Annotated in this window: 18 protein-coding genes; 9 read left to right on the forward strand and 9 right to left on the reverse strand. The window is 67.4% G+C overall.

Features of this window, described 5'->3' with window-relative positions; translation table 11 throughout:
• Nucleotides 1-17 precede the first annotated feature (17 nt).
• Nucleotides 18-2,354: a DUF6049 family protein gene (locus ACIPWY_RS14385; RefSeq protein ID WP_362907769.1), complete on the reverse strand. Its 2,337-nt coding sequence runs from the start codon at nucleotides 2,352-2,354 to the stop codon at nucleotides 18-20.
• A 193-nt stretch (nucleotides 2,355-2,547) separates the two neighbouring features.
• Between ACIPWY_RS14385 and ACIPWY_RS14390 the strand changes: the two genes are divergently transcribed.
• Nucleotides 2,548-3,999, forward strand: a complete 1,452-nt coding sequence (locus ACIPWY_RS14390) for a CCA tRNA nucleotidyltransferase (RefSeq protein ID WP_362907770.1) — start codon at nucleotides 2,548-2,550, stop codon at nucleotides 3,997-3,999.
• Nucleotides 4,000-4,103: 104 nt separating this feature from the next.
• On the opposite strand, the gene ACIPWY_RS14395 is transcribed toward ACIPWY_RS14390, so the two are convergent.
• The 4 genes from ACIPWY_RS14395 to ACIPWY_RS14410 all read right to left on the reverse strand — a co-directional run bounded on the left by ACIPWY_RS14395 (nucleotide 4,104) and on the right by ACIPWY_RS14410 (nucleotide 7,886).
• A complete protein-coding gene (locus ACIPWY_RS14395) occupies nucleotides 4,104-4,592 on the reverse strand; it encodes a hypothetical protein (protein ID WP_362907771.1) in 489 nt (162 codons plus the stop codon).
• Between the two features lie 114 nt (nucleotides 4,593-4,706).
• Entirely contained in the window at nucleotides 4,707-5,963 is a 1,257-nt protein-coding gene (locus ACIPWY_RS14400; protein ID WP_393699259.1) for an MFS transporter, read from the reverse strand.
• A gap of 116 nt (nucleotides 5,964-6,079) precedes the next feature.
• Nucleotides 6,080-7,162, reverse strand: a complete 1,083-nt coding sequence (locus ACIPWY_RS14405; protein WP_393699257.1) for an inositol-3-phosphate synthase — start codon at nucleotides 7,160-7,162, stop codon at nucleotides 6,080-6,082.
• 43 nt (nucleotides 7,163-7,205) lie between these two features.
• Nucleotides 7,206-7,886 carry a helix-turn-helix transcriptional regulator gene (locus tag ACIPWY_RS14410; RefSeq protein WP_362907774.1) on the reverse strand — a complete coding sequence of 227 codons (681 nt, stop codon included), beginning with the start codon at nucleotides 7,884-7,886 and terminating at the stop codon, nucleotides 7,206-7,208.
• Nucleotides 7,887-8,271: 385 nt separating this feature from the next.
• On the opposite strand from ACIPWY_RS14410, the gene ACIPWY_RS14415 reads away from it, so the two are divergent.
• Together ACIPWY_RS14415 and ACIPWY_RS14420 are read left to right on the forward strand one after the other, a co-directional pair.
• Nucleotides 8,272-11,025 (forward strand): transglycosylase domain-containing protein, encoded by a 2,754-nt coding sequence (locus tag ACIPWY_RS14415; protein ID WP_393699255.1) that lies wholly within the window; start codon nucleotides 8,272-8,274, stop codon nucleotides 11,023-11,025.
• A 141-nt stretch (nucleotides 11,026-11,166) separates the two neighbouring features.
• Entirely contained in the window at nucleotides 11,167-12,678 is a 1,512-nt protein-coding gene (locus ACIPWY_RS14420) for a glycosyltransferase 87 family protein (RefSeq protein WP_362907776.1), read from the forward strand.
• Between the two features lie 84 nt (nucleotides 12,679-12,762).
• On the opposite strand, the gene ACIPWY_RS14425 is transcribed toward ACIPWY_RS14420, so the two are convergent.
• The 3 genes from ACIPWY_RS14425 to ACIPWY_RS14435 form a co-directional block, all read right to left on the reverse strand.
• On the reverse strand, nucleotides 12,763-13,794 hold the full coding sequence (locus ACIPWY_RS14425; RefSeq protein WP_326774958.1) for an alanine racemase: 1,032 nt from the start codon (nucleotides 13,792-13,794) through the stop codon (nucleotides 12,763-12,765).
• Between the two features lie 119 nt (nucleotides 13,795-13,913).
• Nucleotides 13,914-15,035 (reverse strand): peptidoglycan bridge formation glycyltransferase FemX, encoded by a 1,122-nt coding sequence (gene femX / locus ACIPWY_RS14430; protein ID WP_362907777.1) that lies wholly within the window; start codon nucleotides 15,033-15,035, stop codon nucleotides 13,914-13,916.
• Between the two features lie 116 nt (nucleotides 15,036-15,151).
• Complete coding sequence (locus ACIPWY_RS14435; RefSeq protein ID WP_362907778.1) at nucleotides 15,152-15,466, reverse strand: hypothetical protein; 315 nt, start codon at nucleotides 15,464-15,466, stop codon at nucleotides 15,152-15,154.
• A gap of 266 nt (nucleotides 15,467-15,732) precedes the next feature.
• Here ACIPWY_RS14435 and rpsF point away from each other — a divergent pair, with 266 nt between their 5' ends.
• The 4 genes from rpsF (at nucleotide 15,733) to rplI (ending at nucleotide 17,466) form a co-directional block, all read left to right on the forward strand.
• Nucleotides 15,733-16,023 (forward strand): 30S ribosomal protein S6, encoded by a 291-nt coding sequence (rpsF, locus tag ACIPWY_RS14440; RefSeq protein ID WP_052578287.1) that lies wholly within the window; start codon nucleotides 15,733-15,735, stop codon nucleotides 16,021-16,023.
• Between the two features lie 75 nt (nucleotides 16,024-16,098).
• Nucleotides 16,099-16,707: a single-stranded DNA-binding protein gene (locus tag ACIPWY_RS14445; protein WP_383890063.1), complete on the forward strand. Its 609-nt coding sequence runs from the start codon at nucleotides 16,099-16,101 to the stop codon at nucleotides 16,705-16,707.
• Nucleotides 16,708-16,764: 57 nt separating this feature from the next.
• On the forward strand, nucleotides 16,765-17,001 hold the full coding sequence (gene rpsR, locus ACIPWY_RS14450; RefSeq protein ID WP_003949403.1) for a 30S ribosomal protein S18: 237 nt from the start codon (nucleotides 16,765-16,767) through the stop codon (nucleotides 16,999-17,001).
• Nucleotides 17,002-17,019: 18 nt separating this feature from the next.
• Complete coding sequence (rplI, locus tag ACIPWY_RS14455) at nucleotides 17,020-17,466, forward strand: 50S ribosomal protein L9 (RefSeq protein WP_362907780.1); 447 nt, start codon at nucleotides 17,020-17,022, stop codon at nucleotides 17,464-17,466.
• A gap of 95 nt (nucleotides 17,467-17,561) precedes the next feature.
• Here rplI and ACIPWY_RS14460 read toward each other — a convergent pair whose 3' ends face one another.
• On the reverse strand, nucleotides 17,562-18,899 hold the full coding sequence (locus ACIPWY_RS14460; RefSeq protein WP_362907781.1) for an MATE family efflux transporter: 1,338 nt from the start codon (nucleotides 18,897-18,899) through the stop codon (nucleotides 17,562-17,564).
• 458 nt (nucleotides 18,900-19,357) lie between these two features.
• On the opposite strand from ACIPWY_RS14460, the gene dnaB reads away from it, so the two are divergent.
• Nucleotides 19,358-20,833 carry a replicative DNA helicase gene (gene dnaB, locus ACIPWY_RS14465; protein ID WP_362907782.1) on the forward strand — a complete coding sequence of 492 codons (1,476 nt, stop codon included), beginning with the start codon at nucleotides 19,358-19,360 and terminating at the stop codon, nucleotides 20,831-20,833.
• Between the two features lie 115 nt (nucleotides 20,834-20,948).
• Nucleotides 20,949-22,334 carry a serine hydrolase domain-containing protein gene (locus ACIPWY_RS14470; RefSeq protein ID WP_362907783.1) on the forward strand — a complete coding sequence of 462 codons (1,386 nt, stop codon included), beginning with the start codon at nucleotides 20,949-20,951 and terminating at the stop codon, nucleotides 22,332-22,334.
• The last annotated feature ends 72 nt before the right edge of the window (nucleotides 22,335-22,406 follow it).

A 22,406-nucleotide genomic window follows, 5' to 3' on the forward strand; every position in this document is an offset into this window, starting at 1 on the left:
CACGGCCACGACATCGCTCAACGGTCCACTCTCTCACCAGTGCCGGACGCGTCCGTGTTTTCCGGAGCGGTTTCCGGTGTCGGGTCACTCGGCTGCTCGGGGTCGCCTTCCCCGGGCTCGGCGCCCGGGTCCCCGTTCGGTCCGTCGTCAGGGCCTTCCTCGGTGCGTTGAGCGGCGGCGCGCTTGCGCTGGGTGTACATGCGGAAGCCGGCGAGGACGAGGAGCAGGACGCCGCCGGCCATGACGAGCATCACGGTCGGCGTGATCTCGGTGACGTTCACGTCGAACCGGACCTCGGGGCCGTACGGCTGGCCGTCCTCCGTGTACAGCTGGGCGAAGACCGGGACCCTGCCGTTGGCGTTCGAGGTGGTGGTGAACTTCACCGACTGGCTGTGCCCGCCGGCGACCTTCACCTGCTGCTCATGGTACGGACCGTCGCCGATCTTGAGGCGAGTGCCGTTCGTCGACGTGAGGCGCAGGACGAGGTGCTCGACGCCCTGCACCAGGTTGTTCTGGACCGTCACAGGGATCGTCGCGCTGCGTCCCGAGAGCTTCGCCTCGGACTTGTCGATGAGCCTGACCTGCTTGGTGAGCGCCGTGAGGTAGTCGGCGACGCCGTCGCGGTACGCCCGCGCCTCGGCGGGCCGGCCCCGCCAGGACATGGACATCTGCCGGTCCATGGCCCGTCCGAACGGTGTCACCACGCGGGACGGGTCGGAGAGGATCACCTGGAAATTGGTGAGCTTGGTCTGGGTGTCCTGGATGGCCTGGAAGGCCGACGTGGGCAGTTCCTGCTTGCGCAGGTACGTGGGGTAGGACCGGGAGGAGGGGACTCGGGTCGTCGCGTCGGGGTCGGGGTCCGCCTTGGTGGCCGCGGACAGGCTCTCGGACTCCGACCAGCTGCTGTCCTGCTCGGCCTTGATCGCCTGTGCCATGGACTGCGCCTGGCTGGCGGAGGGCATGCGCTGCGGCGCGACCACGATGTTGCGCTCGTTGTCCGGCTCCTGAAGGTTGATCGTCAGGCTCTGCGCGAGGAACTGCTGCACGGCGAGCGTCGAGTTCTCGGCCTTCGTCATGTCGCCCTCGAAGGCTTCCGACAGCCGTGCGTCGGTCACCACGGCCGTCGTGCCGCTGCCGATGGGGCGGGCCGCCGACGGGGTGTACGGCATGCTGCTGGGCTCCTGAAGGCTGTCACTGCGGGTGATCACCTTGTCGGCGCCGGCGGATGTCGCGACATTGACGATGCTGGGGTCGATCGCGCCGTCGGCGGGCCAGGCGTAGCTCGTGTCGGGTTTGACGTGGAGAACCGTCTCGACCGTCGTGGTGGCCGCATCGGTGGCGTCCTTGAGGTGTCCCAGGGAACCGGTCACCTTCGTGCCGTTGTGGGCCAGCGAGGCGAGATCCGGGTCGGCGAAGGGGAGGGCGACGATCTTCTGGTCGGCGACGGCGTTCTTCAGATCGTTCAGCCACTGCTTGGCGACCGCCTGGTTCTTGCCGTTGATCTCGGTGCCGTCCGGCTCCTTGATCTTGTACGGCCTCGTCATGGCGTCGACCGAGGCGAGGAGGTCGGGGTCGATCACCCAGGTCACATCGAGGGCGGTGCCGAGGGACAGCATCTGCTGGAGACGTCCGCCCGGAGCGATCTCCTTGGCGAGGTTGTCGTCATGGAAGACGCGCGTCTGTTGTTCGTCGGATCCCGTCTCCCCCGTGAGGTGGGTCTGCGAGATGAGCGGCCACAGGAACGTCGTCTTCGTCTTCGTGTCCGCGGCCTCGGGCTGCCAGGGCAGGAAGGTCCGCTGGATGCCGAGCGTCTGCTGGTACTGCTGCGTCGCTGTCTGACCGGTCAGGGCGACACCGAGCTGGTAGACGCCGTCGGCGCCGAGATCCAGCTCCTTGACGGGGACGGAGAGGCTGAAGCCCTGCGTCGCGCCGGGGGCCAGCTTGGAGATCTTCTTGGCGTACTTGCCGCCGATCTCCGTGCCGTCCGGCACTCCCCCCGCCGCGTGTCGGGAGGCGTTGTCGATCGAGGCCCGCCCGCCGAGGGCGGAACCGAGGCGGAGCGCCACGTGGGCGTTAGTGACAGCCTGCTTGCTCTCGTTCGTGAGGGTGCCGGTGACGGTGACCGTGTCGCCGTCGACCGGTGCGCTCGGAGTGAGCGAGTTCACGGCGACATCGACGGTGCTCGTGCCGATCGGGGGGGCCGCGGGCGTCTGCGGGGAGGCAAATCCGGGGGAGCCGCCCAACAGCGTCAGGACGGCCAGGAGAGGGGCTCCGGCAAGCAACGCCCCCGTGCGCCGCCGCCTTCGACGGGCAGGTGAGGGAGTCATCCCTTGGAAGTCTGCCGCCTCGGCCACGCGCTCGCCCGTCCCTCGTCGTCGTCAGTGGTCGTCGGATAGTCCACGCATGGTAACGAGGTGCGCTGTGGCGAAGTGCCGCGGACTGCTCCACATGATCGGAAGACAGGGTAGGGGGCATCCGGCACGGCTCGCGCACACCCAGGGAAAACGGGGCGGAACCCTGGGCTCGGGCCACGTACCCTTTTCTGTTGTGCCGAACGCCAATGAAGAAAATCCCAGTGCCCTGAGCCAGGTGCAGCGCCGCGCGGTGAGCGAGCTGCTGCGGGTGGCCCCTGTCGCCGACGACCTCGCCCGTCGATTCCAGGAGGCCGGGTTCTCTCTTGCTCTGGTCGGCGGCTCGGTCAGGGATGCGCTCCTCGGCAGGCTCGGCAACGATCTGGATTTCACGACGGATGCCCGTCCCGAAGATGTGCTCAAGATCGTCAGGCCTTGGGCGGATGCTGTGTGGGAGGTCGGGATCGCCTTCGGGACGGTCGGCTGCCAGAAGGACGGCTACCAGATCGAGGTCACCACGTACCGCTCCGAGGCGTATGACAGGACCTCGCGCAAGCCGGAGGTCTCGTACGGCGACTCCATCGAGGAAGACCTCGTGCGTCGCGACTTCACGGTGAACGCGATGGCCGTGGCCCTGCCGGAGAAGGAGTTCATCGACCCGCACGGCGGGCTCGACGACCTTGCCGAGCGAGTGCTGCGTACACCCGGGACCCCCGAGGAGTCCTTCTCCGACGATCCCCTGCGGATGATGCGGGCCGCGCGGTTCGCCGCGCAGCTGGACTTCGAGGTGGCCCGCGAGGTCGTCGAGGCGATGAAGGACATGGCCGACCGGATCGAGATCGTCTCCGCGGAGCGGGTGCGGGACGAGCTGAACAAGCTGATTCTCTCCGCACACCCGCGCGAGGGCCTCACCCTCCTCGTCGATACGGGTCTCGCCGACCATGTCCTGCCTGAGCTGCCCGAGCTGCGTCTGGAGCGGGACGAGCACCACCGGCACAAGGACGTCTACGACCACACGCTGATCGTCCTCGAGCAGGCGATGGCGCTGGAGTCGGACGGACCGGATCTCGTGCTTCGTCTCGCGGCCCTGCTGCACGACATCGGCAAGCCGAGGACGCGGCGCTTCGAGGACGACGGCCGGGTCTCCTTCCACCACCACGAGGTGGTGGGCGCCAAGATGACGAAGAAGCGCATGACGGCGCTGAAGTACTCCAACGAGCTGGTGAAGGACGTCTCGCGACTGGTCGAGCTGCACCTGCGCTTCCACGGATACGGCACCGGCGAGTGGACCGACTCCGCCGTTCGTCGCTACGTCCGTGACGCGGGTCCGCTGCTGGACCGCCTGCACAAGCTGACCCGCTCCGACTGCACGACGCGCAACAAGCGGAAGGCGAATGCGCTGGAGCGCGCGTACGACGGCCTGGAAGAGCGCATCGCGCGGCTCAAGGAGCAGGAGGAGCTGGACTCGATCCGCCCCGACCTGGACGGCAATCAGATCCAGGAGATCCTGGGCATCAAGCCGGGGCCGGCGATCGGGCAGGCGTACAAGTTCCTGCTGGAACTGCGGCTCGAGAACGGGCCGATGGAGCATGACGTGGCGGTGGCGGCGCTCAAGGAGTGGTGGGCGGCGCAGCAGATCGCCGAGTGAGTGTCCTGGGTTGGTGTTTCACGTGAAACACCAACCCAGGCCGGACATGCCGAAGGGCGCTGTTTCACGTGAAACAGCGCCCTTCGGCATGGTGATGCGTGGTCTTACTTGGTTTCCTTCAGGCAGAGCACCACGTCGTGGCTGCCACCGCTCTGGTAGTAGGAGACCTCGGTGCCCTGGACCGAGTTGCACTTGTCGACATCGCTCGTGCCGTCGAACTTCTCGATGACCTTGTACTCGGAGTCGCTCGAGGAGCAGTCGACGTCCTTCAGGTCCGGAGCCGACGTCGTGCCGTTGTTGTGCAGGCAGCTGCCGACCGCGGTCGTCTCGGCGTCGCTCTGGCCGAGGTACCACTTCACGCCGTAGAGCGCGACGGCGACCACGATCAGGGCGACTATGCGGAGGGCCTTCTTCTTACCGCCACCCGACGGCCGGCCGGGCGGGATGGGCGTGCCCGGGGCGTGCGGCGGGTACGGCTGCTGAGGAACCCCGGGCTGGCCGGCGACCGGAGCGTACGGACCGCCCTGCGGCGGGCCAGAGGGCTGCTGGCCCTGGGCGAACGGATTCTGGCCCTGCGGCGGCGGAGTGGTCACTTTGGGGGTCCCCCTCGAACTTAGGCGCGATGGCGCGGATAAGACGCCCGTAAGTTATCCGTACCGACTGACAATTCTGAAGTCGGGAGGGGCCCTGTGTCATTGATGTGACACTTACTGGGTGTCAAAACGGGTCATAGCACCAGCAATTGCCGCGTAGAGCAGGGCCACTGTGAGCACGAGCGGGACCGACTGCCCGTCAGGCGGCAGTATCAGTGCGGCCACTGCGGCCGCGCCGACGAACGCGACGTTGAACAGGACGTCGTAAACGGAGAAGATCCGGCCACGGAAGCCGTCGTTCACCGAGGACTGCACGACCGTGTCGGTGGCGATCTTCGCGCCCTGGGTCGTCAGGCCCAGGACGAAGGCGGCGGCCATCATGGGGGCGGGCGCGAACGGGAGCGCCAGGGCGGGTTCGAGGGCAGCTGCCGCCCCCGCGCAGACGATGATCCACCGGGCAGGTCCCAGCCGTCCCGCGGCCCAGGGCGTGACCACGGCGGCGGCGAAGAATCCCGCCCCCGAGAACGCCACGGCGAGGCCCAGCAGAGCCAGTCCGTCGGACTCCGTGGACGACCAGGAGTAGCGGCAGAGCATGAGGACCATGACCGTCAGCGCCCCGTAGCAGAACCGCATCAGCGTGATGGCGGCCAGGGCGCGGGCGGCCGGAGGGCGGGCGGTCAGGTGGCGAACGCCTGAGGCGAGTCCCTGCGCCGTGCCGGTGAGCGCCGTCCGCAGGCCCGGCCGTACCAACTCGGGGTCCGGACCGAGGAGTTCCGCGGACATGGGCAGGGAGGCGAGCGCTGCGCAGAGGTAGAGAGCCGCCCCGACGAGCACCACGAGGGCGTCCGAGTCCGAGATGAGCAGCCGCACGGCGAACGCGAGCCCGGCGCCCAGCGTGGCGGCAAGCGTGCCGGCCGTCGGCGAGATGGAGTTCGCCATCACCAGACGCTCGTCATCGACCAGGCGTGGCATGGCGGCGGAGAGCCCGGCGAGGATGAAGCGGTTGACGGCGGTCACGCACAGGGCGGAGGCGTAGAAGAGCCAGTCCGGCGCACCGCCGAGGATCAGGACGGCCGTCACGGACGCCAGGGCGGTCCGCAGGAGGTTGCCGTAGAGGAAGACCTGGCGGCGGGGCCAGCGGTCGAGGAGGACGCCTGCGAACGGGCCGATGACCGAGTACGGCAGAAGCAGCACGGCCATGGCCGAGGCGATGGCGCCGGCCGAAGTCTGTTTCTCCGGTGAGAACACCACGTAGGTGGCCAGCGCGACCTGGTAGACGCCGTCCGCGCCCTGTGAGAGCAGCCGCAGTGTCAAAAGGCGCCGGAAGTCTCTCAGGCGCAGGAGTACCCGCAGGTCACGGACGACAGCCATGGGGCACAGCCTCACATACGGGAAAGGTCCCCGGGCACACGTCGTGTGCATCCGGGGACCTCAACAGCCCACAAGGAGAGGCGCGTTACTACGGGTACGCGCCGCACTGTGTGTGGTTAGCGCTCGACCTCGCCCTTGATGAACTTCTCGACGTTCGCGTAGGCCTCGTCGTCGAAGTGCTGCACCGGCGGGGACTTCATGAAGTACGAGGACGCCGACAGGATCGGGCCACCGATGCCGCGGTCCTTGGCGATCTTCGCGGCGCGCAGGGCGTCGATGATGACACCCGCGGAGTTCGGGGAGTCCCAGACCTCGAGCTTGTACTCAAGGTTCAGCGGAACGTCACCGAAGGCGCGGCCCTCGAGGCGGACGTAGGCCCACTTGCGGTCGTCGAGCCACTGGACGTAGTCCGACGGGCCGATGTGGACGTTCTTCTCGCCCAGGTCGCGGTCGGGGATCTGCGAGGTGACGGCCTGCGTCTTCGAGATCTTCTTGGACTCGAGGCGCTCGCGCTCGAGCATGTTCTTGAAGTCCATGTTGCCGCCGACGTTCAGCTGCATGGTGCGCTCGAGACGGACACCGCGGTCCTCGAACAGCTTCGCCATGACGCGGTGCGTGATGGTGGCGCCGACCTGGGACTTGATGTCGTCACCGACGATCGGCACGCCCGCCTCGGTGAACTTGTCCGCCCACTCCTTGGTGCCGGCGATGAAGACCGGAAGGGCGTTGACGAACGCGACCTTGGCGTCGATGGCGCACTGCGCGTAGAACTTCGCGGCGTCCTCGGAACCGACGGGCAGGTAGCAGATCAGAACGTCGACCTGCTTGTCCTTCAGGACCTGGACGACGTCGACCGGGGCCTCGGGGGACTCCTCGATGGTCTGGCGGTAGTACTTGCCCAGACCGTCGTGGGTGTGGCCGCGCTGGACGGTCACGCCCGTGTTGGGCACGTCGCAGATCTTGATGGTGTTGTTCTCGCTGGCACCGATGGCGTCGGAGAGGTCGAGGCCGACCTTCTTCGCGTCGACGTCGAAGGCGGCGACGAACTCGACGTCACCGACGTGGTAGTCGCCGAACTGGACGTGCATCAGGCCCGGGACCTTGGCGTCCGGGTCGGCGTCCTTGTAGTACTCGACGCCCTGGACCAGCGAGGCGGCGCAGTTGCCCACGCCGACGATGGCTACGCGAACCGAACCCATTCCGGTTGCTCCCTGTGTGTATCGGTGAAACCCCGAATGGGCCTCACGTGGCGGTGTCGTCGGACGGATCCGGCCGGGTGCTGTCCCGGTGCCGGGGCAGGCCGCCCGTCTCTCCAGATGTGTCCTGCTGAGCTGCGTCGGAGGGGTCGGATCGCCGCTGATCCCGCCCCGCCCGCTCGCTCTCGATGAGCTCGTTCAGCCAGCGCACTTCGCGCTCCACGGATTCCATTCCGTGCCGCTGGAGCTCAAGGGTGTAGTCGTCAAGGCGTTCCCGGGTGCGGGCGAAGGAGATGCGCATCTTTTCGAGGCGCTCCTCGAGACGGCTGCGACGGCCTTCGAGCACGCGCATACGTACGTCACGCGAGGTCTGCCCGAAGAAGGCGAACCGCGCGGCGAAGTGCTCGTCCTCGTAGGCGTCGGGACCGGTCTGCGAGAGCAGGTCCTCGAAGTGCTCCTTACCTTCCGCCGTCAACCGGTAGACGATCTTGGCGCGACGCCCTGCGAGTGGTGCGGCGAGGGCGTCCTCGGGTGCGCTCCCCGATTCCTCGATCAACCAGCCGCTTGCGACCAGCGTCTTGAGGCAGGGGTAGAGGGACCCGTAGCTGAAGGCGCGGAAGACCCCCAGCGATGTATTGAGCCGTTTCCGCAGCTCGTAGCCGTGCATCGGGGACTCGCGGAGCAGTCCGAGGACAGCGAACTCGAGGATGCCGGAACGTCGGCTCATCGTCGCCTCCTCTCTGCCGCGGTCGGGTACCACGACTACTTACGGACTCTTTATGCCGAGCTGATGTATCGACTCGATACATCACGACGATAGAACGGCCGCACGGATGCGACAAGAGGGATCACGGTGAACGGCGTCACATCACCGATTCATACCAAGCAAGTTGCCTGATTTGGGGTGAACTTCGGCCCTAGGTGGGTTTTGCCGGTGCGTAGTCTGTCCGCCATGCAGACCGCCGGGAACCAAGTGACGCCTGTGGGCGTCGTTGTCCCCGGTGCATTGCGGGTGAGTGCCAGAAGGGGCGCATCCGTATTTCGGGGGGACCGGAAACCAGCCGCCTTTTCCAGGCGCGTATCTCCGCGCCTGCCCGAGGAGTAGTCGTTCGATGAGCGAGCACCGTCGCAAACCGCCGCAGCCACAGGGCGGCGGACGTGCCGCGGCCCGTCGTGGCACGTCCGGCGCATCGCCGGGCCGTCGCGCGGCACCGCGTGACGCCACCGGATCGCCTTCTGATGCGTATGGAACGCCGGGGTCCACAGGATCGTCCGGCTCGACGGGCGACGACCGCCCGTACGGAGGCCGCGCGGAAGCGCGCCGAGCCGCGCAGCGCAGCGCCGGAGGGAGCCGCAGGAAGGCACCCGACGGCGGCGCCGGACGCGGCGGTGGCGGCGGCCGGCGCGGCGGAGGCGGCCCCGAGGGGCCGAGCGGGCCCGGGCGCGGCAGGGGCCGCGGACCCTCCCGGCCGCAGAAGAAGAGGTTCATCGACTACCCGCGCTCCGACAAGTACGGAGTGCACCGCTGGCTGCCGTCCTGGCGCCTGGTGACGGGTCTGTTCGTCGGCCTCTGCGGCAGCCTCATGGCCGCGGCGGGCATCGGGTACGCCCTGGTGGACGTCCCGAAGACGGCGGACACGGCCAAGGCCCAGAACAACGTCTACTACTGGGCCAACGGCGATCAGATGGTCGCGACCGGTGGTGAGACGAACCGGCAGATCATCAAGTACGAAGAGATCCCCGAGGCCATGCGGTACGCCGTCATGTCCGCCGAGAACAAGACGTTCGAGTCGGACAAGGGCGTCGACCCGATGGGCATCGCCCGCGCGTTCGTCAACATGGCCAAGGGTGGCGCGACGCAGGGCGGCTCGACCATCACCCAGCAGTACGTGAAGAACGCGATGCTCGACGACCAGTCGCAGACGATCTCGCGCAAGGTCAAGGAGCTGTTCGTCTCCATAAAGGTGGGCCGTACGGAGCCCAAGGAGAAGGTGATGGCCGGCTACCTGAACACCGCGTACTACGGGCGCGGTGCCTACGGTATTCAGGCGGCTGCCCGCACGTACTTCAACAAGGACGCCCAGAAGCTGGACGCGAGCCAGTGCGCATTCCTGGCATCCGTGCTCAAGGGCGCGACGTACTACGACCCCGCCGGTGCGCCGGAGATCGACCCGGTCCAGGCGACGCCCGCGAAGAACAGGGAGCGCGCGGAGAAGCGGTGGAGCTGGATCCTCGACGAAGAGGTCAAGGACAAGCGTCTGAACTCCGCGGACCGGGCGAAATTCAAGGCAGAAGGCTTCCCCAGGCTGCAGGGCCCCCGGTCCAACGGCAAGCTGGGCGGCCAGGTCGGCTACCTGGTGGACCTGGCCAAGGCCTACGCCATCAACAACAGCGATGGCAAGATCACCGCCCTCGACCTGCAGAAGGGCGGCTACGAGATCCACACCACCTTCGACAAGAGGAAGGTGGACAAGCTCGAAGCGGCCGTGAAGAAGGTCCGCAAGGAGAACATCAACGAGAAGCTCCGCCCGAAGACGGACAAGTACGTCCAGTTCGGTGGCGCCTCGGTGAACCCGGGGAGCGGCGCGATCGAGGCCATCTACGGCGGTGAGGACGCGACAACGCACTACACGAACAACGCCGACCAGACCGGTGCCCAGGTCGGCTCGACCTTCAAGCCGTTCGTGTTGGCCGCCGCGATGAGGGACGGGGTACGCGACCCCAAGCTGGGCGAGGTGCAGGGCGACACCGAGCGCACGCCGGTCTCCCCGAAGAGCCTCTACAGCGGCCAGAACAAGCTGAAGATCAAGAAGTACAACGGCGAGGTCTGGACGGACAAGAACGGCAAGGAGTGGCTCCAGACGAACGACGGCGGGGCGTCCTACAACCGGCCGACCTTCCAGATCGACCTTCGTGAGGCGATGCGGGAGTCCGTCAACTCCGCCTATGTCCAGCTGGGCATGGACGTGGGTCTGGACAAGGTGAAGCGGGCCGCGAAGGACGCAGGCATCAAGGACAACAGCTTCGCGAGCGCCAACTACCCGTCCTTCTCCCTGGGCACCTCCGACCCGAGCGCGATCCGTATGGCCGGCGCCTACGGCACCTTCGCCGCCAGAGGTCAGCGGAACGATCCGTTCTCGGTGACGTCGGTCGACCACGCCGGTGAGACGGTCTACCGGCACGAGAAGGCGCCGGTCAGGGCCTTCCAGCCGGCGGTCGCCGACAACGTCACCGACGTTCTGAGGACCGTCGTCGACAAGGGAACGGGTACCAACGCGAAGCTGCCCGACCGCCAGGTCGCGGGCAAGACCGGTACGACCGACGGCAATAAGTCCGCCTGGTTCGTGGGGTACACCCCGCAGCTGTCGACGGCCATCACGATGTACCGGATGGACGACGACGAGAACAGCAAGAAGCGCCAGTTCTTGGAGATGTACGGCACGGGTAACCAGGAGAAGATCCACGGAGCCTCGTTCCCGTCCGAGATCTGGCACGACTACATGTTGGAGGCCCTCAAGGGAGTGGAGCCGAAGACGTTCCCCGTTCCCGAGCCCATCGGTGAGATCGTCGGCGCCACTCCGAGCCCGAGCATCACTCCCTCGGCGACTCCTTCTCCCTCGGATTCGGCATCGACGGAACCGTCCCCCAGCCAGTCCTCCCCCGGCCCGTCGCCGTCGACCAGCGAGTCCTGCAGCAGCTGGTCGTGGAACTGCAACGACAACGGCGGTACATCGGACGGCGGCACCGGTGGGACTCCATCGGGCGGCACCGACGGAGGCGTCACCAGCTCGCCGTCGACGCCAGGAGGCAACGGTGGGAACAACGGAAATGGCAACGGAGGCTTCTTCGGAGGCCCAACGGGCTAGCCGGAGCTGATCTCACGCCGCCTGTTTCACGTGAAACGCTGCGTGTTCCACGTGAAACAGTGCGTGATACGCGCAAAGTGAGGGCCGCCGCACCGATCAGGTGCGGCGGCCCTCGCCCCGTTCTCAGGCGCGTACGGCAGGATGTGCGGCATGCCCAGTGCAGAGACGACGCGCACCCATGTGCAACAGCCGGACCCGGTACGGCCGACCAAGGAGGACGAGGTCGCCGCAGCGGGGAGCGAGCTGATCGGCGGACCGATCGGACGATGGGCGCTGCTCGGGAGCTCCTGGTGGACCCCCGTGCGCGTCATCGCGCTGGTGATGATCGGCATGTTCGCGCTGGGCATGGTGCAGAAGCTCCCCTGCTACGACGGCGCGTGGTTCTTCGGCGCCAGTTCGCAGTACACGCACGCCTGCTACTCGGACATCCCGCACCTCTATCAGGGACGGGGCTTCGCCGACGGCCTGGTGCCCTACTTCGACAAGCTGCCCGGCGACATGGACTACCTCGAGTACCCGGTGCTGACCGGTGTGTTCATGGAGGTCGCGTCCTGGCTGACCCTGGGCGGCGGCTCCATCCAGCACCTGGAGAAGGTCTACTGGATGGTCAACGCCGGGATGCTGATGATCTGCGCGGTGGTGATCGCCATCTGCGTGACCCGCACCCACCGGCGACGCCCCTGGGACGGCCTCCTGGTCGCCCTCGCACCCGCTTTCGCGCTGACCTCCACCATCAACTGGGATCTGCTCGCCGTGGCCCTCACAGCGGCCGCGATGCTGATGTGGTCACGGGGCCGGTCGGTGGCCTTCGGCGTTCTGCTGGGCCTGGCCACGGCCGCGAAGTTCTATCCGTTCCTGGTGCTCGGCCCGCTGCTCTTGCTCTGCTGGCGTGCCGGGCGCTGGCGCGACTTCGGGAAGGCCTTGGCCGGCTCGGTGGGCGCGTGGCTCGTCGTGAACCTGCCGGTGATGCTGCTCGCCCCTGAGGGCTGGTCGAAGTTCTACCGCTTCAGCCAGGAGCGCGGCGTCGACTTCGGGTCCATCTGGCTGATCATCCAGCAGCGGTGGGACGCGCAGATCAGCCCCGACGACGCCAACACCTACGCGATGGTGCTGATGGTCCTGGCGTGCTTGGGCATCACCGCACTCGCCCTCACCGCGCCACGCCGACCCCGCCTCGCGCAGCTCGCCTTCCTGGTCATCGCCGCCTTCATCCTCACCAACAAGGTCTACTCGCCGCAGTACGTCCTGTGGCTGATCCCCTTCGCCGCCCTCGCCCGGCCGCGCTGGCGGGACTTCCTGATCTGGCAGGCGTGCGAGGTCGCGTACTTCCTCGGGATCTGGATGTATCTCGCGTACACCACGAGCGGTGACAAGCACCGGGGGCTGCCCACGGACGGCTATCACCTCGTCGTCCTCATCCACCTGCTGGGCACGCTCTATCTGTGCGCGGTGATCGTGCGCGACATCCTGATGCCGGAACGGGATGTGGTCAGACGCTCCGGGGACGACGATCCATCGGGCGGTGTCCTGGACGGAGCGCCGGACGTGTTCGTACTCGGGCACGCCGCCCATCCCCCGCGGCATGCGGCGCACAACGAGGAGCGGCCACAAGTGAGTTGGGGCTGGGGCAAGGACGAGGAGCGTTCGCTCTGAGCGAACGCACAGAAAGGGCCGGACACCGCGATGGTGTCCGGCCCTTCCGTTTGTCCGCAGGACTCGGCGTGACGCCGGCCTAGGTCAGCGGTCGAGGATCCGGTCGAACTGCGTGGTGGTGTGCCGCAGATGAGCCACCAGCTCCTCGCCCACCCGGGGCTCGGGGGCATCGGACGGCACGAAGAGGATCGAGACCTGCATGTGCGGGGGCTCTGCGAACCAGCGCTGCTTGCCGCCCCAGACGAACGGCGACAGGTTCCGGTTGACGGTCGCGAGGCCCGCGCGGGCGACACCCTTGGCACGCGGCATGACGCCGTGCAGCGCCTTGGGAGCCTCCAGGCCCACGCCGTGCGACGTACCGCCCGCGACGACCACGAGCCAGCCGTCCGAGGCGACCTTCTGCTGGCGGTAGCCGAAGCGGTCGCCCTTGGCGACGCGTGTGACGTCCAGGATCGCGCCGCGGTACTCGGTCGCGTCGTGGTCGCCCAGCCAGAGCCTCGTCCCGATGCGCGCCCGGAACCGGGTCTGCGGGAACTGCTGCTGAAGACGGGCGAGTTCCTGGGCCTTGAGGTGGCTGACGAACATCGTGTGCAGCGGCAGCCTGGCCGCGCGCAGACGGTCCATCCAGCCGATGACCTCCTCGACGGCGTCGGAGCCGTCGGTGCGGTCCAGGGGCAGGTGGATCGCGAAGCCCTCCAGCCGGACGTCCTCAATGGCGGAGTGGAGCTGGGGCAGTTCCTGCTCGCTCACGCCGTGCCGCTTCATCGAGGACATCACCTCGACGACGACACGGGCGCCGACGAGGCCGTGCACGCCGTCGACGGAGGAGACGGAGCGGATCACACGGTCGGGCAGCGGCACGGGCTCCTCGCCCCGCCGGAACGGGGTCAGGACCAGCAGATCACCGCTGAACCAGTCCTTGATCCGGGCGGCTTCGTAGGTCGTGCCGACGGCGAGGACGTCCGAGCCGAAGCGGGTGGCCTCGTCCGCGAGCCGTTCGTGGCCGAAGCCGTAGCCGTTGCCCTTGCAGACAGGGACGATCCCCGGAAACTGCTCGAGCACGTGCTTGTGGTGTGCCCGCCAGCGCGCGGTGTCGACGTAGAGCGTGAGCGCCATGGCCGGTCCCGGAACCTTTCTCGTGGCTGCGGTGTATCAGAGGTATGAAGAAGCTTTGGAGCTACGTGAATTGTGCAGGGTCCGCCCGGGCCGTGTGGACCAGGCGGGCCGGGCGGGGCTCAGCGCCGCGACATGTAGATGTCGAGGGCCTTGTGCAGCAGCTTGTTCAGCGGGAAGTCCCACTCGCCGAGGTATTCGGCAGCCTGCCCACCGGTTCCCACCTTGAACTGGATGAGACCGAAGAGGTGGTCCGACTCGTCGAGCGAGTCGCTGATGCCGCGCAGGTCGTAGACCGTCGCGCCGAGCGCGTAGGCGTCGCGGAGCATCCGCCACTGCATCGCGTTCGAGGGCCTGACCTCACGGCCGATGTTGTCGGAGGCTCCGTAGGAGTACCAGACGTGCCCCCCGACCACCAGCATCGTCGCCGCCGACAGGTTCACCCCGTTGTGGCGGGCGAAGTACAGCCGCATGCGGTTGGGGTCCTCGCTGTTGAGGGCCGTCCACATGCGCTGGAAGTACGAGAGGGGGCGGGGCCGGAAGTGGTCGCGCACAGCCGTGATCTCGTAGAGACGCTGCCACTCGGCGAGGTCCTGATAGCCGCCCTGGACGACCTCGACGCCGGCCTTCTCGGCCTTCTTGATGTTGCGGCGCCACAGCTGGTTGAAGGCCTTGTGCACGTCCTCGAGGGAGCGGTTGGCCAGCGGCACCTGGAACACGTAGCGGGGCTGTACGTCACCGAAGCCGGCGCCGCCGTCCTCGCCCTGCTGCCAGCCCATGCGCCGCAGCTTGTCGGCGACCTCGAAGGCGCGAGGCTCGATGAAGTCGGCCTCGATGTCGCGCAGACGCTTGACGTCCGGGTCCTGGATGCCCTTCTTGATCGACGTGGCCTCCCAGCGCCGGATGATCACCGGCGGGCCCATCTTCACGGAGAAGGCGCCCTGTTGCTTGAGGTGCGCCAGCATCGGACGCATCCAGTCGTCGAGGTTCGGAGCGAACCAGTTGATGACCGGGCCCTCGGGCAGATAGGCGAGATAGCGCTTGATCTTGGGCAGTTGCCGGTACAGGACCAGGCCTGCGCCGACCATCTCGCCGGTCCGCTCGTCGAACCATCCCAGGCTCTCGGAGCGCCACTCCGCCTTCACATCAGCCCATGCCGGGACCTGCATGTGGCTAGCCGAGGGCAGGCTCTGGATGTATGCCAGATGCTGCTCTCGGCTGATGGTCCTCAGGGTCAGGCTCATTCGGGGCGCTCCTCGGGCTGGTGTGTCCCCATGGGTACAAGGGCTCCGGCTCTCGCGCCGAAGCCTACTGCGCCCTGCGAGCGCCCCGACTGGGCCTATAGAAGGTTCGCGTGCCGTCAGCCGATGACACCGCCGAACAGACCCCCGTGGGCCATGCCGATGAAGAGGCCGATCGCCGAGGCGCCGAGGCCCAGGATGAGACCGAAGCGCTCGCGCGTCGTCACGGAGATGAACTGGCCGTATGCGCCGGTCAGGACGCCCACCAGACCCGCCCAGGAACTCAGCAGGTGGAGGCTGCTGAAGAGCGAAGAGATGATGGCGATCGCCCCGAGGATCATCGCCACCGCGACCAGTGAGTCCTGGAGGGGATGGGGCTTCCCGTCCGTGGCGAAGAGAGATGTCGCGGTGTTGGGTCGCATTGCCTGTGCCATGTGGCACCTCCTGCGGAAGGCGGCGCATCGTAGCGCCATACACACCCGATGTGTACAGATTGTGCCCTCCTGCGGCCGGATTTCAACCGGAAGCCGTGGTGCGGGTAGTCTGTACCGTCTGCACCGGTGTCTGCCTCATGCCCTGACCAGGGATCCCCGCCAGCGGGGCCCGATTGTCAGTGGCGGCCGATACCGTTGCGTACGCATCACGACCCTCCTGCCACGGAACGACCGTGGCCGCTGAGTCCAAAGGAGGTGGGTTCCACATGCGTCACTACGAAGTGATGGTCATCCTCGACCCCGATCTCGAGGAGCGCGCTGTCTCCCCGCTGATCGAGAACTTCCTTTCCGTTGTCCGTGAGGCCAACGGAAAGGTTGAGAAGGTCGACACCTGGGGCCGTCGTCGTCTCTCGTACGAGATCAAGAAGAAGCCCGAGGGCATCTACTCGGTCATCGACCTGCAGGCCGAGCCTGCGGTCGTCAAGGAGCTCGACCGCCAGATGAACCTGAACGAGTCGGTCCTCCGGACCAAGGTCCTCCGTCCCGAGACCCACTGAGCTTCCTAGCTCAGCGGCACTCGGGTTTCGAGTAGCAGCAAGCAGCCAGCAGCAAACCCGCCGAGAGGTTCCCCCATGGCAGGCGAGACCGTCATCACGGTCGTCGGCAATCTTGTCGACGACCCCGAGCTGCGCTTCACCCCTTCCGGTGCGGCGGTCGCGAAGTTCCGTGTCGCGTCCACTCCCCGCATCTTCGACAAGCAGACCAATGAGTGGAAGGACGGCGAAGGCCTGTTCCTGACCTGCTCGGTCTGGCGTCAGGCGGCGGAGAACGTCGCGGAGTCGCTTCAGCGAGGCATGCGCGTCATCGTGCAGGGCCGTCTGAAGCAGCGGTCCTACGAGGACCGTGAGGGCGTCAAGCGCACGGTCTACGAGCTGGACGTCGAGGAAGTCGGCGCCAGCCTGAAGACCGCCACGGCCAAGGTCACCAAGACCACCGGTCGCGGTGGCCAGGGTGGATACGGCGGCGGTGGCGGCGGCCAGCAGGGCGGCGGCAACTGGGGCGGTGGCTCCGGTGGCGGTCAGCAGCAGGGTGGCGGCGGTGCTCCCGCCGACGACCCCTGGGCGACCGGTGCGCCGTCCGGCGGCGGCCAGCAGGGCGGCGGCGGTGGCTGGGGCGGAAGCTCCGGCGGCTCCGGCGGCTCTGGTTCTGGCGGCGGCTACTCGGACGAGCCCCCCTTCTAGGCCTCAGGGCCAAGGGTGGGCCGTTCCCACACTTCTTGATCACACAGGAGAAACACCATGGCGAAGCCGCCTGTGCGCAAGCCTAAGAAGAAGGTCTGCGCTTTCTGCAAGGACAAGGTCACGTACGTGGACTACAAGGACACGAACATGCTGCGGAAGTTCATTTCCGACCGCGGCAAGATTCGCGCCCGCCGCGTGACCGGCAACTGCACGCAGCACCAGCGTGACGTCGCCACGGCCGTGAAGAACAGCCGTGAGATGGCGCTGCTGCCCTACACGTCCACCGCGCGATAAGGGAAGGGTGACCGACTAATGAAGATCATCCTCACCCACGAGGTCTCCGGCCTCGGTGCCGCCGGCGAGGTCGTAGACGTCAAGGACGGCTACGCCCGCAACTACCTGATCCCGCGGAACTTCGCGATCCGCTGGACCAAGGGTGGCGAGAAGGACGTCGCGCAGATTCGTCGTGCGCGCAAGATCCACGAGATCGCGACCATCGAGCAGGCCAACGAGATCAAGGCCCGCCTCGAGGGCGTCAAGGTCCGCCTGGCTGTCCGCTCCGGCGACGCCGGTCGTCTCTTCGGTTCCGTCACCCCGGCCGACGTCGCTTCGGCGATCAAGGCTGCCGGTGGCCCCGAGGTCGACAAGCGCCGCATCGAGCTGGGCTCGCCGATCAAGACGCTGGGCGCCCACGAGACGTCCGTGCGTCTGCACCCCGAGGTTGCCGCCAAGGTCAGCGTCGAGGTCGTCTCCGCCTAAGCACTGCGCTTGGCAGAGCTGAAGCAAATGTTGGGCCGCACCCCTCGGGGTGCGGCCCAACATGTTTCACGGTCACCGTTTCACGTGAAACCGGGTCAGCGCGTGGCGCCTGTGATGATCCAACGGCCCGAGCGTGAGCGCAGCCACAGGGTCAGCAGCCGCACGGTCATCATCAAAGTCATTGCGCCCCACAGTGCGGTGAGCTCCCCGCCGAAGACCGGCACCAACAGGGCGACCGGCGTGAAGACTGCGAGGGTGACGAGCATCGCCCGGGCGAGATACGGGCCATCGCCGGCTCCCATCAGGACCCCGTCGAGCACGAAGACGATGCCGCAGATGGGCTGGGAGAGCGCAATCATCAGGAGAGCGGGCATTGCCGCGTTCTGCACCACCTGATCATTCGTGAACAGTGGGATGAAGAGCGGTCGGGAGACGATCACCAGGAGTCCGAGGACGACTCCCACGGCAATGCCCCACTGCACCATGCGGCGACAGGCATCCCGTGCACCCTGGGCGTCGCCAGCTCCGAGGTAGCGCCCGATGATGGCCTGGCCCGCGATGGCGATGGCGTCGAGCGCGAAGGCCAGCAGGCTCCACAAGGAGAGGATGATCTGGTGCGCGGCGATCTCCGCATCGCCGAGCCGGGCTGCGACCGCGGTGGCGATCATGAGGATGGCGCGTAGCGAGAGGGTACGAACGAGCAGCGGGGCGCCCGCTCGGGCGCAGGCTCGTATCCCGGCGGCGTCAGGGCGCAGGGAAGCGCCGTGACGACGTGCACCGCGCACGACGACGAAAAGATAGACAGCGGCCATGGCGACCTGGGCTATGACGGTGCCCCAGGCGGATCCTGCGATGCCCAGGCCGGCGCCGTAGACGAGCCCCGCGTTGAGTGCGCCGTTGGCGACGAAGCCTCCGACCGCGACATAGAGCGGGGTCTTGGTGTCCTGGAGGCCACGCAGGACTCCGGTGGCGGCGAGGACGACGAGCATCGCGGGGATGCCGAGCGAGGAGATCCGCAGGTAGGTGATCGCGTAAGGCGCCGCGGTGTGGGAGGCGCCGAACAGCTCGACGACTGCGGGAGCCGTGGGCAGGACGATGGCGATGACCGCAGCGCCGAGCAGCAGCGCGAGCCAGATCCCATCCATGCCCTGGCGGATCGCGGACTGGAGATCTCCGGCGCCGACGCGGCGGGCCACCGCGGCCGTGGTCGCGTAGGCCAGGAAAACGAAGACGCTGACCGCGGTCATCAGGAGGGATGAGGCGACAGCGAGACCGGCCAGTTGGGCGGTGCCCAGATGGCCGACGATGGCGCTGTCGGCCATCACGAAAAGAGGCTCGGCGACGAGCGCGCCGAAGGCGGGGACGGCCAGCGCGACGATCTCGCGGTCATGTCGCCGCCGGGCGGCTTTGGACGCCGCGGGAGCCTGTGTCATGAGCACCAATGTAATCTTCCACAGGTAAGAGATGCAACCGCCCTGGAGTCCTTACTTCGGTGCCTCCTGGGCGTGGCGTCACACACCGTTTACGGCGATCTTGGGCCGACCGGGAAAGTATTTTTCCTGCACAGCCGGTGGATGGGAAAGTCGCAGGTCAGGCACGTTTCTGCGCGCCCCTTGAGGGCTTGTTCACAGGGCTGTCCACCGTGTCGTGCACAGGTTTTGCGGAGTTCTCCACAGCGAGAGGCCCTTCATCCACACCGCCTGTGGATAACCAGATTGGCTGAAGGTGCCGAGGGGCCTACCGTGGTGCGGCGCCCGCCACGATTTCAGGCCTCGGAAACGTCATGAACCGACGCGTCAGAACCGGAGTCGGGTCCCCATATTTGTCAGTGTCGTGCCGTAAGAAAGAGGGCACGGCGAGGTCCGCCCGGCGGACTGGAGGAGGTGGCCCGGTGAGTATCTCCGAGCCTTTGGACGACCCCTGGGCCGACAGCGGTCCCAGTGACCGTCTGCCTGCCTCCCGCCAGCGTGGCAGCGGTGGGCGGGTGCGCGAGGAGCAGCACGATCGCGGTGGCGACGGCGGCTGGGACGACGGACCTCCGTCCTTCGAGCGAGTCCCGCCCCAGGACCTCGACGCCGAGCAGTCCGTCCTCGGCGGCATGCTTCTGTCGAAGGACGCGATCGCCGACGTCGTCGAGGTGATCAAGGGCCACGACTTCTACCGCCCCGCGCACGAGACGATCTTCACGGCGGTTCTCGACCTGTACGCGAAGGGCGAGCCGGCCGACCCGATCACGGTCGCGGCCGAGCTCACCAAGCGTGGCGAGATCACCAAGGTCGGTGGCGCATCGTATCTGCACACCCTCGTCCAGACGGTTCCGACGGCGGCCAATGCCGAGTACTACGCCGAGATCGTCCATGAGCGGGCGGTTCTGCGTCGGCTCGTCGAGGCGGGCACGCGCATCACGCAGATGGGATACGCGGCCGACGGCGACGTCGACGAGATCGTGAACAGCGCGCAGGCCGAGATCTACGCGGTCACCGAGCAGCGCACCAGCGAGGACTACCTCCCACTCGGCGACATCATGGAGGGCGCCCTCGACGAGATCGAGGCGATCGGCTCCCGTAGCGGCGAGATGACCGGTGTGCCCACCGGCTTCACGGACTTCGACTCCCTGACGAACGGCCTGCACCCGGGCCAGATGATCGTCATCGCCGCCCGCCCCGCCATGGGTAAGTCCACACTGGCGCTCGACTTCGCCCGGGCCGCCTCGATCAAGCACAACCTGCCCAGCGTCATCTTCTCCCTGGAAATGGGCCGGAACGAGATCGCGATGCGTCTGCTGTCCGCGGAGGCACGGGTCGCACTGCACCACATGCGTTCCGGCACCATGACCGACGAGGACTGGACCCGGCTCGCGCGCCGGATGCCCGAGGTGTCGGCAGCCCCGCTCTACATCGACGACTCCCCGAACCTGTCGATGATGGAGATCCGCGCGAAGTGCCGTCGCCTCAAGCAGCGCAATGACATCAAGCTCGTGATCATCGACTATCTGCAGCTGATGCAGGCCGGTGGTTCGAAGCGCTCCGAGAGCCGTCAGCAGGAAGTCTCGGACATGTCGCGAAACCTGAAGCTCCTGGCCAAGGAGCTGGAAGTGCCGGTCATCGCGCTCTCCCAGCTGAACCGTGGCCCCGAGCAGCGTACGGACAAGAAGCCGATGGTGTCCGACCTGCGTGAATCCGGCTCGATCGAGCAGGACGCGGACATGGTGATCCTGCTGCACCGCGAGGACGCGTACGAGAAGGAGTCGCCCCGCGCGGGCGAGGCCGACATCATCGTGGGCAAGCACCGTAACGGTCCGACAGCGACGATCACGGTCGCCTTCCAGGGTCACTACTCGCGCTTCGTGGACATGGCGCAGACCTGATCCCGCTCGACCTGGTTCTGCTCGCCCTGAAGCTGGGTGCTCCGAAGCGGTTCGGCTCGGAGCCGTCGGCTTAAAAGCGGTCGACGCCCGGCGGCCGGCGGGGTGGACTTGGGGCATGACGACATCCCCTGAAGAACTGCTGCCCACGACGCGCCGAGCTCTGTTGCACCGCATCGCCACCGCTCAGGCGGAAGGCCGGTCCCCTTCGCTGGTGGCCGGGGTCGTGCGCGACGGTGAGCTGGTGTGGAGCGGTGGGCGTACCTGCGTGGACGGGCATGCTCCGGACGAGCACGTGCAGTACCGGATCGGCTCGATCACCAAGACGTTCACGGCCGTGCTGGTGCTGAGGCTGCGCGACGAGGGGTTGCTCGACCTCGGGGACCCGCTGGAAAAGCATCTGCCGGGCACGGGTGCCGGTCAGGTCACCATTGCCGAACTGCTCGCGCACACTGGTGGGTTGGCTGCTGAGACTCCGGGGCCGTGGTGGGAGCGTTCGCCGTCTTCGCTGCGCCCCGAGCTCGCGGATGTGCTGGGTGAAGAGCCGTTCAGGCATCCGGTCGGCAAGCAGCATCACTACTCCAACCCCGGTTATACGTTGCTTGGATCGGTGGTCGAGGCATTGCGCGGTGCCCAGTGGGAGGACGTCCTGCGCCGCGAGGTTCTGGATCCGCTCGGCCTGCACCGGACGAGCGGGCAGCCGCAGGCCCCGCACGCCGGTGGCTGGGCCGTGCACCCTTGGGCCGATGTGATGATGCCGGAGCCCGCGGAGGACCTGGGGCTGATGGCTCCGGCGGGACAACTCTGGTCGACGGCAGCGGACTTGGGGCGGTTCGCCGTATTCCTGATGGAGGGTGACGACCGGGTTCTGAGTGCACAGTCCGTACGCGAGATGCGTACGCCCGCGGCACCCACGCTGCCGGGGGACTGGGACTCCTCGTACGGTCTCGGGCTTCAGCTCGTACGGAGGAACGGACGGGTGCTGGCCGGGCACGGGGGTTCGCTGCCCGGGTTCGTGGCGGGGCTGTGGTTCAGCGAGGAGGACGGTCTGGCCGCGGTCACCCTCGCCAACTGCACGTCGGGAGTGCCCGCATCGACGGTCAGTACGGACCTGCTCCATGTCGTCGCCGAGGCCGAGCCGCGCATCCCTGAGCCGTGGCGGCCTCTGCCGGAGGTCGATGCGGCGGTGCTGGAGCTCGCCGGGCCCTGGTACTGGGGGACGCAGAGCACGGTACTGCGGCTGACGGCCGACGGAGGCGTCTCGCTCGGGCCGTTGACGGGTGGGGCGCGGGACTCACGATTCCGTCCGAACGGCGACGGCACCTGGACGGGACTGGACGGCTACTACGCGGGGGAGCTCCTGCGCGTCGAACGTCGGCCCGACGGGTCGGTGAGCCATCTCGATCTCGGATCGTTCGTCTTCACGCGTGAGCCGTACGAGAAGGAGGCGCCGGTTCCTGGCGGGGTGGATCCGGAGGGCTGGCGGGGGCTTCCTCGTTCCTAGCTGATCTCGTTCCCGATCGGCTTCGCTCTCCAGGTCGGTCTCGATCCCGGTCGACATGGCGAAGGGGCCGGG

This window comes from Streptomyces sp. NPDC090032, assembly GCF_044748025.1.
GTDB lineage: Bacteria > Actinomycetota > Actinomycetes > Streptomycetales > Streptomycetaceae > Streptomyces.